The sequence below is a fragment of the Ectopseudomonas khazarica genome (genome assembly GCF_004521985.1).
In the GTDB taxonomy this organism is placed as follows: domain Bacteria; phylum Pseudomonadota; class Gammaproteobacteria; order Pseudomonadales; family Pseudomonadaceae; genus Aquipseudomonas; species Aquipseudomonas khazarica.
Window position 1 is genome coordinate 82,389 of record NZ_SBHZ01000001.1, and the last position, 11,587, is coordinate 93,975.

10 protein-coding genes are annotated in these 11,587 nt (G+C 65.8%); 5 read left to right on the forward strand and 5 right to left on the reverse strand.

The genetic code is table 11. The features are described from left to right. Positions 1-59: 59 nt before the first annotated feature. The 3 genes from EPK82_RS00385 to EPK82_RS00395 are packed head-to-tail and all read right to left on the reverse strand — an operon-like array spanning position 60 to position 2,448. The gene (locus tag EPK82_RS00385) at positions 60-989 is read right to left on the reverse strand and encodes a 5-oxoprolinase subunit C family protein (protein WP_134675459.1); all 930 of its coding nucleotides are present in this window, start codon (positions 987-989) and stop codon (positions 60-62) included. After that, a complete protein-coding gene (locus EPK82_RS00390; RefSeq protein WP_134675460.1) occupies positions 986-1,699 on the reverse strand; it encodes a 5-oxoprolinase subunit B family protein in 714 nt (237 codons plus the stop codon). Before EPK82_RS00390 ends, EPK82_RS00385 begins: the two co-directional genes overlap by 4 nt. Beyond that, the gene (locus tag EPK82_RS00395; protein WP_134675461.1) at positions 1,696-2,448 is read right to left on the reverse strand and encodes a 5-oxoprolinase subunit PxpA; all 753 of its coding nucleotides are present in this window, start codon (positions 2,446-2,448) and stop codon (positions 1,696-1,698) included. Before EPK82_RS00395 ends, EPK82_RS00390 begins: the two co-directional genes overlap by 4 nt. 363 nt (positions 2,449-2,811) lie before the next feature. Here EPK82_RS00395 and EPK82_RS00400 point away from each other — a divergent pair, with 363 nt between their 5' ends. Continuing rightward, positions 2,812-3,753, forward strand: a complete 942-nt coding sequence (locus EPK82_RS00400) for a TRAP transporter substrate-binding protein (RefSeq protein WP_244229793.1) — start codon at positions 2,812-2,814, stop codon at positions 3,751-3,753. 43 nt (positions 3,754-3,796) lie between these two features. Here EPK82_RS00400 and EPK82_RS00405 read toward each other — a convergent pair whose 3' ends face one another. Both EPK82_RS00405 and EPK82_RS00410 read right to left on the reverse strand, forming a co-directional pair. Next, positions 3,797-5,680, reverse strand: coding sequence for a methyl-accepting chemotaxis protein (locus tag EPK82_RS00405; protein WP_134675462.1), 1,884 nt, complete (start codon positions 5,678-5,680; stop codon positions 3,797-3,799). Between the two features lie 139 nt (positions 5,681-5,819). Next, positions 5,820-7,043, reverse strand: coding sequence for an OprD family porin (locus EPK82_RS00410; protein WP_134675463.1), 1,224 nt, complete (start codon positions 7,041-7,043; stop codon positions 5,820-5,822). A 271-nt stretch (positions 7,044-7,314) separates the two neighbouring features. Between EPK82_RS00410 and EPK82_RS00415 the strand changes: the two genes are divergently transcribed. The 4 genes from EPK82_RS00415 to EPK82_RS00430 all read left to right on the forward strand — a co-directional run bounded on the left by EPK82_RS00415 (position 7,315) and on the right by EPK82_RS00430 (position 11,480). Beyond that, positions 7,315-8,259, forward strand: a complete 945-nt coding sequence (locus tag EPK82_RS00415) for a LysR family transcriptional regulator (protein ID WP_037056204.1) — start codon at positions 7,315-7,317, stop codon at positions 8,257-8,259. 305 nt (positions 8,260-8,564) lie between these two features. After that, positions 8,565-9,542 (forward strand): TRAP transporter substrate-binding protein, encoded by a 978-nt coding sequence (locus EPK82_RS00420; protein WP_134675464.1) that lies wholly within the window; start codon positions 8,565-8,567, stop codon positions 9,540-9,542. 69 nt (positions 9,543-9,611) lie between these two features. Then, positions 9,612-10,118 carry a TRAP transporter small permease gene (locus tag EPK82_RS00425; protein ID WP_037056200.1) on the forward strand — a complete coding sequence of 169 codons (507 nt, stop codon included), beginning with the start codon at positions 9,612-9,614 and terminating at the stop codon, positions 10,116-10,118. Positions 10,119-10,175: 57 nt separating this feature from the next. Continuing rightward, complete coding sequence (locus EPK82_RS00430; protein WP_037056197.1) at positions 10,176-11,480, forward strand: TRAP transporter large permease; 1,305 nt, start codon at positions 10,176-10,178, stop codon at positions 11,478-11,480. Positions 11,481-11,587: the final 107 nt, after the last annotated feature.

Below are 11,587 nucleotides of genomic sequence, written 5' to 3' on the forward strand. Positions count from 1 at the left end.
ATCGCCAGGCGCCAGGGCAGTCCATCACAGCGCGTGCTGGATTGCCCGGGCGCGGCCGCTCATTGCCACTGCGCGAGCAGTCGACGCTGGCTGCGCTGTGCGCTGTCCTGGGTGGTCGGTTGCAGCCACAGGCTCTGCCCTGGCAGGCATTGCGCCAGGCGCGCCACCGCCTGGGGTGTCAGCGCGCCCAGGCGTGGATAGCCGCCGATGGTCTGGCGGTCATTGAGCAGGATGATCGGCTGGCCGTCCGGGGGCACCTGCACGGCGCCGAGTGGAATGCCTTCGGAGATCATCGAGCCGCGCTGGCATTGCAGTTGCGGACCGTTGAGGCGAATGCCCATGCGATCGGCACGCTGGTCGATCAGCCACTCGCTGTTGAAGGCGTCGAACAGGCTCTGGCCACGGAAGTCACCGATCTGCGCGCCGAGCACCACCTGCAGCCGGGGGGCATCCTCGTAGACGGGGATGCACGCCGCGGGCATCTGCCGGGCAGCGGCTGCTTCCGCGTCCCAGGTGAGCGCATCACCCACGGCCAGCGGGCGGCCGTCGCCGTGCAGGCCGCCGAGCCCCTCGCGGCGCATGCTCGCGCAACTGCCCAGTACCAGGGGCGCCTTGAACCCGCCGGGCGCGGCCAGGTAGGCCCGTGCGCCCTGGCGCGGCGTGGCGAAGCTCAGGCGCTGCCCCTGGCGCACGCTGAAACTGCGCCAGGGCAGCAAGGCCTGGTCATCGAGACGCGCGCCGAGATCCGCGCCGGTCACTGCCAGGGTCGCATCGCGGGTGCACTCGAATTCGAGGTTGCCGAGGGTGATCTCCACCACGGCTGCCGTGAGCGGGTTGCCCAGCAGCCAGTTGGCCCAGCGGTGGGCGATCCAGTCCAGTGCGCCGCTCTGGGTCACGCCAAGGTGGCGTACGCCGAAGCGCCCAGCATCCTGCAACTGAATGAAAGGGCTGCTGCGCAGCACGCGCAGGCCATTGCCGATCGCGCTCATTGGCTGGCCTCCAGCGGACTGTCGTCACCGCCCAGGCGAATGAATTCGGCGCGTTCGACAGCGACGAAGCGTACGCGGTCACCGGGTTGCAGCAGGCTGTAGCCCTCGATGTCGCTGCCGAACAGGCGGGTCGGGGTACGCCCGATCAGGTTCCAGCCGCCGGGGGAGACCACCGGATAGGCGGCGGTCTGGCGCTCGGCGATGCCGACGCTGCCCGCAGCGATGCGCTGGCGGGGCGTGCTCAGGCGCGGTGCGGCGAGGATTTCCTCGACCAGCCCCATGAAGGCGAAGCCCGGTGCGAAACCCAGGGCGAAGACCTGGTAGGCATGGCCGCTGTGACGAGCGATCACCTCGGCTTCGCTGAGACCGCTGCGGCGTGCCAGCAGCTGCAGTTCCGGGCCGACGCTGCGGTCGTACCAGGTCGGCAGCTGGTGCTCACGGCCGTTCTGCACGTCGGCAGGCTGCAGGCCATCGAGTGCCTCGGCGACCTTGGCGCGCGCCTGGGCGCTGTCGAGCTGGCACAGGTCATAGTGCAGCAGCAGCGTGGTGTAGGAGGGCACCAGGTCCAGCAGGGCGTCGCCGAAGGTGGCCTGCAGGCGCGTGCGTGCCGCCAGCATCCAGGGCATGTTGGCTTCGTCGATGTGATCGAACAGGCGCAGGATCAGGCTGTCGATGCCGGCGACTTCCAGTCGCACACTGGGCGCCTTCATGCCTGGGCCAGATGGTCGAAGGCCTGGCGGATACGCTTGACCGCCGCGACCGAGCTGGCGTTGTCGCCATGCACGCACAGGGTCTGCGCGACCAGCGGCAGGGCACTGCCATCGCTGGCCTGCAGCGCCTCGCCACGTGCCAGGGTCACGGCCTGGGCGACTATCACTTCGCTGTCGTGATGCACTGCGCCGGGCAGGCTGCGGCTCACCAGGTAGCCGGCGGCGTCGTAGGCGCGATCGGCGAAGGCCTCGAACCACAGGGTCAGGCCGAACTCGTCGCCCAGTGCCTGGGCAGCAGCGTTGTCGCGGGTGCACATCAGCATCAGCGGCAGCTGGCGATCGTACTTGGCCACGGCGCTCATCACCGCGCGCAGGGTGGCGGGCTTGCGCATCATGTCCTGGTACAGCGCGCCATGCGGTTTGACGTAGCTGACGCGGGTGCCCTGGCTGCGGCAGAGGCCTTCCAGCGCGCCGATCTGATAGAGCATCAGGTCTTCGACTTCCTGGGGCGAGCAGTCCATCGAGCGGCGGCCGAAGCCGACCAGGTCCTGGTAGGCGGTATGTGCGCCGATGCGTACGTTGTGCGCCACGGCAAGGGCCACGGTCTTGCGCATCACGCTGGGGTCGGAGGCGTGGAAGCCGCAGGCGATGTTGGCGCAGTCGATATAGGGCATGACCTCGGCGTCCAGGCCCATGGTCCAGGCGCCGAAGCTTTCGCCGATGTCGCAGTTCAGAAGCAGGCTGTTCAAGGGAGCATCCTAATCATGGCTTGTCGATTCCAGCAGCGTTGAGCTGTCCTGGCTGATGGCTGCATTTTTTCCGTTGCCACGGAACAGCGTCCAACTAATAAAAACATCCGCCGGAGATAGGAAAAGCTGATGGTGGCGGGCATCGGATTTTTCGATCGCCAGGCGCTGGTTTTTCCCGTTGGACAGCGTGCGTCGCGTGGGTCGACAGTGCGTCGGGTGAACGCTCCCTGGCGCCGTTCTGGCGCATCCCGGTGCCCCGCACCGGGGCCTCTTGCGTTTCCTTCGACCCGACACGAACGGGGGACCCCGATGAAGACCGCTCCCTGCATGTCCGCGCTCTGCGCGTTGCTCGTCGTTCTACCCATGAAAGTATCCGCGCAAGGTGCCGCGTCCTGGTCGATGTCGGTGGAGCAACCGGCTGGCAATTTCATCAGCCGCGTGGCCGTCGATTTTGCCAGGAATGTGCGCCAGACCACCAAGGGGCAGCTGAACATTCGCGTGCATCCCGGTTCTGCCCTGTACAGCCGGCCGCAGGTGAAGGGCGCCGTGAGCCGCGGTGACATTCAGCTCGGCGATGTGTTCATGTCCGCGCTGGGTGCCGAGGACCCGCTCTACGAACTGGACAGCCTGCCGTTTCTCGCCACCGATTACGAGCAGGCGCGCCGGCTCTGGGCCGTCAGCCGCGGGGCGGTCGAGCAGCGCCTGCTGGTCGATGGCGTGCGCCTGCTGTATGCGGTGCCCTGGCCGGCGCAGAGCCTGTTCAGCACGCGCCCGCTGCGCCAGCCGGGCGATATCCGCGACCTGAGCTTTCGCAGCTACAACCCGACCATCTCGCGCCTGGCGCAGCTGCTCGAGGCCCGGCCCACGACCATCGACACCGAGGACGTGCCGCAGGCGTTCCGCGACGGCCAGGTCGACATCATGCTCACCTCCAGCGCCACGGGAGTGGACCTGCGCGCCTGGGACTTCACCTCGCACTTCTATGATGTGCGCGCCTTCATCCCGAAGAACATCGTGATCGTCAACGAGCGTGCCTTCCAGCGCTTGCCCGAGGCGCAGCGTCAGGCCCTGCTGCATGCGGCCGAGCGCGCCGAGCGGGCAGGCTGGGAGCTGTCCTGGGCACTGACCGAGTACCAGACGCGCATGCTCGCGCGACATGGCATGGAGGTGGTTCGCGACATCGATCCGGCCCTGCAGCAGGGGCTGGTCGAGGTGGGGCAGCGGCTGACCGAGGAGTGGCTGGCGCGTGCCGGTGACACGCGGGCAGGGATCATCCACGAATACCGGCAAGAGCAGGCGCGCTGAACCACGGCGGCGGGCGTCAGCCTCGAGCTGGCGCCCGTCGTGCTCATGCCAGGCGAAACTGGCTGGCGCTGCGACTCAGGGCGTCGACCTGGGATGACAGCCCCTCGGTATGACCGCCCAGCGTATGGCGCAGCTCTTTGCTTTGCCCGGTGTGCACGTGGATGGTCTCCATCTTGTCGGCGATGTCCTCGGTGGTGGTGGACACTTCCTCGATGGCGACCACCACCTGGTTCATCTCGCCGGTCAGGCGCTCCATCGCCGAGGTGATCGAGGTGATCGCGTCGGCGACCTGCGCCGCATGGCGTTCGCTGTCGGCTGCCAGGTTCAGGCCGTTGCTCATCAACTGATGCATGTGCCGGGTCTGTTGCTGGAACTCACCGACGATGGCGCTGATGTCGGTGGTGGCGGCCACGGTCTTCTGCGCCAGCGAGCGCACTTCATCGGCCACCACCGAGAAGCCGCGCCCGGCATCACCGGCCCGCGCCGCCTCGATGGCCGCGTTGAGCGCGAGCAGGTTGGTCTGGTCGGCCAGGCTGTTGATCACATCGACGATGCCGTTGACCCGGGCGCTGCTCTGGCCGAGGGCGTCCACCTGGTTGTGCGTGTCCTGAATCAGCTGCGCCAGGCGGCTCATGCTGTTCACGCTGGCGGCGATCACTTCGCCGCCGTTGCGCGCCGCGTCGTAGGCACTGGTGGTGGCGCTGCCGACTTCCGCAGTGCGCTGCGCCATGTCGTTGAGGGTGGCGCTGATCTGGTGCGAGGCGGAGGCGGCCTGCTCGGTCTGCATCTCCACCTGGCTGCTGTTGTCACCCAGCTGGCGCATGGCGTCGCCGAGGTGATTGTGCAAGCGGCTCAGCTCGCCGTTGGCACGTACCACCTCGGCCACGATGCCACCGATGCCCTGGATCATGCGATTGGCCGCGTCTGCCAGCTGATTGAATTCGTCGCGGCGGTTGCTTCCCACCGGCAGCTTGCCGCTGAGGTCGCCGGACGCCACCTGGCTGAGCAGCTGGATGACGTTGCGCAGGCGGCTGACCAGGGTGCGTGAGGCTTGCAGCAGGGTGAAGCAGAGCAGGGCGGCGACGGCCAGGAAACTCAGGCCCATCAGCCACAGCGCGGAGATGCGCGATTGCTCCGCCTCCTGCGCACGTCGCAGCAGCAGGCCGTCCTGCAGGGCGCGAGCCTGTTGTGCCATGCGCGCCTGCAAGTCTTCGCCCAGCTGGCCCAGGCGCTGGTTGGTGGCGTTGATGCGCTCGATACTGGCATGGGCTTCGCCGAAGGCATCGGCGTAGGCCTGCACGTTCTTGCCGATCGGGGTCTGCTGCCACTCCAGGTCGGCGATCTGCTCCTGCAGCTTGCCGATCGCCGTCAGCGCGATCTGGGCGAAGGCCGGATCGAAGGTCGACAGGTAGTCGCGCTGGCTGCTCAGTGCGCTGGTGATGAACGGCTTGATCAGGTCGAAGCTGATGGCTTCCAGGGCCTTGCCCTTTTCACTCAGGACCTTGCGCTGGCCATCGAAGGGCGACAGCCCCAGCGCCTGGTTGAAGCTCAGCCACTGGCGCTGTTGTTCCAGCTCCTCCTCGAGGATGGCCTGGATCCGCTGTGCGTGTTGCAGGGTATCGTCGTCTCGCAAGGCTTGAGCTTTGGTCAACAGTTGTCCGATGAGTTCGTGCAATTCATCGAGACCGCTGCCGAATGCCGCCTGCTGCTCGGGCGTGAGCTTCTGGCGCTGGGCGTTCTGCCGCCACCAGCGGTTCATCAGTTCGGTGCTGGCGCTGGCGTAGCTCGCCGCCTGCTCCCTGGCTTGCAGGGCGCTGCTCAGGCGGTGGCTGGCCCACAGCGAGGCGGCCGCCATCAATGCCAGACTGATCAGGGTGAGCGCGATGAGGGCGCGGAATTTTTGTTGCCAGGACAGGTGCAAAGTCACGATAACGCCTCGCCATCTTCTTCAGGATGATTCTCGGGGATCGGCAAGTTGTCATACGACTGCGGTGAAAGTCTATGGCTATCTTGCCGCCCGGGAAATGAAAAACGGGGCCCCGAAGGCCCCGTCCGCGCAACGCCGCTTACCAGAGCGGCAGGGTGTAGCTGAGGATCAGGCGGTTCTCGTCGAGATCGTTGCCGAAGTTGGAACGAACGGTGGCGTTGCGCCATTTCAGGCCCAGGTTCTTCAGCGGGCCGGTCTGCACCACGTAGGCGATATCCATGTCGCGCTCCCACTCCTTGCCCTCGCCGCTGCGTCCGGCGACCTCGACGTTGTCGCCGGAGATGTAGCGGGTCATGAAGGTCAGGCCGGGGATGCCGAGGCTGGCGAAGTTGTAGTCATAGCGCAGTTGCCAGGAACGTTCCTGGGTATTGGCGAAGTCGTTGATCTGCACGAAGTTGACCAGGAAGGGGTCGCTGTTGGCGATGTACGGGAAGGGGTCGTCACCGCTCATGCGCTGGTAGCCGGCGCCGAAGGCATGGCCACCCAGGCTGTAGGTGAACATGGCGCCGAAGGCCTTGTTGTCGAGGTCACGGAAGTTGCTGTCCTCGCGGCTCTGCGAATAGCGCAGGTCGCTCTTCAGCGACTGCCCTTCGCCCAGCGGCAGCACATGCACCAGGGTGCCGTAGTACTGCTGGTAGATGTCTTCCAGCGTGCCGTAGTGCAGGCCGGCGGTGAGCTGCGGCGTGAGCTTGTACTCACCACCGCCGAAGACGAAGGAATCGCTGCTGCCGCCGATGCGGTTGCCGCTCATCTCGGTGTAGTCGCTGGAGCTGTTGGCCTTGATCCGGTTGATCTTGCCGCCCTGCAGGGTCAGCTTGTCGATTTCCTGGACGTTGAGCAGCGCGCCCTGGAAGGTCTGCGGCAGCAGGCGCGAGTCATTGGCGGAGACGATCGGGCTGCGGAACTGCAGGGCGCCGACTTTCAGCGTGCTGTTGGAGATCCTGGCCTTGGCGGTCAGGGCGAGCTTCGAGTAATCGTCCTGCGATCCGCCGGAACGGTCGGCCGGCAGCAGGCCGGTGCCGGCGGTGCCGTCGCCGGAGTCGAGTTTCAGGCCGAGCATCCCCAATGCATCGATGCCGAAACCGACGGTGCCCTCGGTGTAGCCGGATTCCATGCGCAGCAGAAAACCTTGCGCCCATTCCTCAGCCTTGTCGCGAGCGCCGCTCTGACGGAAGTCGCGGTTGAAGTAGAAGTTGCGCATCTCGACGCTGGCCTTGCTGTCAGCGATGAAGTCGGCGTGCGCCAGGGTTGGCAGGCCGCTGCCGAGCAGCAGCGCGGATGCCAGTGGGTAATGGGGTTTCATGGTTGCAGTGTCTCCTGTTGGGAGCGCGCAGCGGCGAGAGCGGCTGCTTGGCAGAGCGCGTTTTGAATGATGTTGTTGTGGTCTGCGCGGAGCGCGCCGCCATTCTTCAAAGCGTTGTTCGGCTGCGTCCAACGAGAAAAAACAGGGGGCCGGCGATAGGAAAATTCATCCGCCGGGCGAAAAACCTCTGGCATGCAACCTGCTACGCCCAAGGCAGCATGGGTGCTGACGATCAGGCCCGGATGACGATATTGCGAAGAGGCGTTGTGGCATGAACCTGAGATTTCTCGAGACCTTCGTTTGGGTGGCGCGGCTGAAGAGTTTCCGCCTGACTGCCGAGAAGCTGTTCAGTACCCAGGCGTCGATTTCCAGCCGCATCGCCGCGCTCGAGGATGAACTCGGTACGCGTCTTTTCCTGCGTGATTCCAAGGGCGTGTCGCTGACGCCCGAAGGGCAGAAGGTGCTCGAATACGCCGAGCGGATGATCGACACCATGCAGGCGCTGAAGCAGTCGATCAGTGATACCGGCAGTATCCAGGGGCGCATCCGCATCGGGGCGATGGATACCGTCATTCACACCTGGTTGAGTCCGTTCGTAACACGGGTGATGGAGCGCTACCCCGCAGTGGAGATCGAACTGACCGCCGACACCGCGCGCAACCTCAACGAGCAACTGCTCAAGGGTTATCTGGACATCGTGTTCCAGACCGACATGGTCAATGGCGACAGCGTGCGCAATCTGCAGCTGGCGGTGTTCCCGGTGCGCTGGATCGTGCCCACCGGCTCGCTGTACCACCGCCGCTACGCCTCCACGGATGAGCTGGCGCGCGAGCGCATCATCACCTTCTCGAAGAACTCGCGGCCGCACCAGGACATTCTCAACCTGCTGCACGCCGGCAGCGTCAGTGCGCCGCGCATCAACTGCGTCAACTCCATCGCGGCGATGACCCGGCTGATTCGCGATGGCTTCGGGGTCGGCGCCTTGCCGCCGGCGCTGGTCCACGATGAACTCAAGCAGGGGGTGCTGAGCATTCTCGACGACGTTCCCGAGCCGCCGGCCTTGCCGGTGGTGGCCACCTGGCGCACCGGGGTCGGGCTGGAACTCAGCGAAGACATCATCGCTCTGGCCTGCGAGGCGCTCGACGTCTATGCCGAGGAAATGGGCGAAGCCTGCATGGCGCGCGTCGCCCCGGCGCCGGAACAGCAGAGCGCCTGAGCCCTTACGCTGGTCGACGGCCCCTCGAGAAGCCCCCTCGGCAGGCTCGCTCAGCGCGCGTGAATCCCGCTTGCCTGTCTGTCATGCCCCGGCGCAGGCGGCCTTGCCCAGGTTTTCCAGGAGCCGTCAGCGGTTGCCCGCTGCTGGTGCATTTGCCACAGCGATGCCCCGTTTCATCCCATAACGAATTCCGATCATGCGCCCCCGGTTTTTCTAGTTGGACAGGGTAGGGCGATGCGCTGAGACTCGAAATCGTCTTCCAGCCGCGCGTGCGGCGCACAAAGAACAATTAACAGGAGAGCACCATGAAAAGCATCGCATCGCGTTTCGCTATTACCGCTTTGGCTTGCGCACTGGGCGTCGGCGCCCAGGCTGCCGAGCGCTGGAACATGAGCGTCGAGCAGCCCGACGGCAACTTCATCACGACCGTGGCCAAGTCGTTCGCCGAGGACGTGGAGCAGGCCAGCCAGGGTGAGCTGCAGATTCGTGTGCACGCCAACTCGGTGCTGTTCAAGCGCCCCGAGGTCAAGCGTGCGGTGCAGACCGGGCAGATCCAGGCTGGCGACGTGCTGATGTCGGTACTGGGTAACGAAGACCCGATCTTCGAAGTCGACAGCGTGCCGTTCCTGGTGCGCAACTACGAGCAGGCCCAGGCGCTGTGGGCCGCCAGCCGGCCGGCCGTCGAGGAGCGCCTGGCCAAGCAGGGCATCAAGCTGCTGTACGCCATGCCGTGGTCGCCGCAGAGCATCTTCACCAAGACCCCGGTCGCCAGCATGGACGACTTCAAGGGCATGAAATTCCGTGCCTACAACCCGGCCACCTCGCGCATGACCGAGCTGATGGGGGCGGTGCCGACCGTGATCCAGACCGGCGAGATTCCACAGGCCTTCAGCACCGGCATGATCAACGGCATGCTCACTTCGCCGACCACGGGCGTGGACTCCCAGGCCTGGGACTTCTCTTCCTACTACTATGACGTCAAGGCCTTCATTCCGAAGAACTTCGTCATCGTCAACGCACGTGCCTTCGCGCGCCTGCCGGAAGCGACCCAGGCTGCGGTACTCGATGCCGCCAAGCGTGCCGAGGCGCGTGGCTGGGCGATCGCCCAGGAAAAGACCGGCGAGCTGGTCAAGACCCTGGCCGACAACGGCATGCAGGTGTCCGAGCAGGCACCGGCTGCGGTCGAGAAGGGCTTCGAGCAGATCGGCCAGACCATGACCGACGAGTGGCTCAAGCGCTCCGGGGCCGACGGCCAGGCTATCCTCGACGCCTACCAGCGTTGATGTCAGTGCCCATCGCTGCGTCGCAGCGATGGGCTTTTTCTTCAAGCTTGCCCAGGGAGCCCGCTGTTCATGACCCCACTGCACAAGCTCTACACCCTGTCCGGATGGCTGTCCGGCGTCTTTCTCGTCTCGATCTGCGTGCTGGTGGTGGCGCAGATCGTGGCCCGCCAGCTGGGCACCATGGTGCCGGCGGCCGATGAGTTCGCCGCCTACGCGATGGCGGCGTCCGGTTTTCTCGCCTTGCCCTATGCCCTGCAGCGTGGCGCACACATTCGCGTGGAACTGATGCTGCGCCTGCTGCCGCCTGGTGGCCGTCGTGCGGCCGATGTGCTGGCCACCCTGATCGGTCTTGGCATCGCCGCCTACCTGGCCTGGTACTGCACCCTGTTCGTGCTGGAGTCCTACGAGTTCAAGGAAGTGTCCTCGGGCCTGTTGCCGATCCCGATGTGGCTGCCTCAGCTGCCGATGCTGCTCGGCACCCTGATCCTGGTCGTGGCCATGGCCGAGCGCCTGGTGCTGACCTGCCTGGGCAGGCGTTTCGAGTCTGCCGAGGCCGATACGGCGATGAGCGAGTGAGCCGCATGGCTCGATCCTTAATTGCGGCCATCGCCGCACTGATTCGTGAGTGAACCCGTGGACTACACAACCATCACCATTACGCTGCTGCTGGCACTGTTCGTGCTGCTCGGCGGCGGCGTCTGGGTCGCCCTGTCGCTGCTCGGCGTCGGCATCATCGGCATGGAGCTGTTCGGCGGCGCGCCGGCCGGCTCGATCCTGGCCTCCACCAGCTGGGCGTCCAGCGCCAGCTGGACCCTGACCGCCTTGCCGCTGTTCATCTGGATGGGCGAGATCCTCTACCGCACGCGTCTTTCCGAAGACATGTTCAACGGCCTGGCACCCTGGATGCGCGGCATGCCGGGGCGCCTGCTGCACGTCAATGTATTCGGCTGCGGCATGTTCGCGGCGGTCAGCGGCTCGTCCGCCGCCACCGCCGCCACCATCGGCCGCATTTCCCTGCCCGAACTGAAGTCGCGCGGTTATCCCGAGTCCATCGCCATGGGCTCGCTGGCCGGCGCCGGCACGCTCGGCCTGCTGATTCCGCCGTCGATCATGATGATCGTCTACGGGGTGGCGGCGCAGGTGTCGATCTCGCGCCTGTTCATCGCCGGCATTCTGCCCGGCCTGTTGCTGCTCGCCATCTTCAGCGGTTACCTGATGCTCTGGTCGGCCTGCAATCGCAGCCAGCTGCCGGAGGAGGGCGAGCGCCTGCCGTTCATGGAAAAACTGCGCCGGGCCAAGTTGCTGATCCCGGTGCTGGGGCTGATCGTCGCGGTGATCGGTTCGATCTATGGCGGCATCGCCACGGCGACCGAGGCGGCGGCGGTGGGGGTGGTCGGCGCGCTGCTGATCGCGCTGTGTTCCGGGGCGCTGACCCGGGAGACCTTCATGGCCAGCCTGATGGGCGCCGTCTCCACCTCGTGCATGATCTTCTTCATCCTGCTCGGCGCGGCCTACCTGACGTCGGCGATGAGCTTCACCGGCCTGCCGGCGGCGCTGGCCGACTGGATCATCGCCAAGCAGCTGTCGCCGTACCTGCTGCTGCTGGCGCTGACGCTGTTCTTCATCGCCCTGGGCTGCTTCCTCGATGGCATCTCGATCATCCTGCTGACCACGGCGGTGATCCTGCCGGCGGTGCAGGCCGCGGGCATCGACCTGCTGTGGTTCGGCATCTTCGTCATCCTGGTGGTGGAGATGGCGCAGATCACCCCGCCGGTGGGCTTCAACCTGTTCGTCATCCAGAACCTCACCGGGCGCAACCTCGGGGCGGTGGCGCGGGCCAGCTTTCCGTTCTTCATGCTGCTGGTGCTGGCGGCGGTGCTGATCACCACCTTCCCGCAGATCGTCCTGGCACTGCCCGAGGCCATGCGCGGCGCCTGACCCTTCTGCATGGCTCGTTCGCCCTGCGCTGGCGGGCCATGGTTTTTCTCTTTTGCACCGTCTCGGTGCAGCCTTGAAAGAAAATGTCGCAGCACCGCAAGCGGTTG

Coding starts and splice junctions, on each gene's coding strand:
- EPK82_RS00385 (WP_134675459.1), bottom strand. CDS start 989: ATGAGCGCGATCGGCAATGGCCTGCGCGTGCTGCGCAGCAGCCCTTTC.
- EPK82_RS00390 (WP_134675460.1), bottom strand. CDS start 1,699: ATGAAGGCGCCCAGTGTGCGACTGGAAGTCGCCGGCATCGACAGCCTG.
- EPK82_RS00400 (WP_244229793.1), top strand. CDS start 2,812: ATGAAAGTATCCGCGCAAGGTGCCGCGTCCTGGTCGATGTCGGTGGAG.
- EPK82_RS00410 (WP_134675463.1), bottom strand. CDS start 7,043: ATGAAACCCCATTACCCACTGGCATCCGCGCTGCTGCTCGGCAGCGGC.
- EPK82_RS00415 (WP_037056204.1), top strand. CDS start 7,315: ATGAACCTGAGATTTCTCGAGACCTTCGTTTGGGTGGCGCGGCTGAAG.
- EPK82_RS00420 (WP_134675464.1), top strand. CDS start 8,565: ATGAAAAGCATCGCATCGCGTTTCGCTATTACCGCTTTGGCTTGCGCA.
- EPK82_RS00425 (WP_037056200.1), top strand. CDS start 9,612: ATGACCCCACTGCACAAGCTCTACACCCTGTCCGGATGGCTGTCCGGC.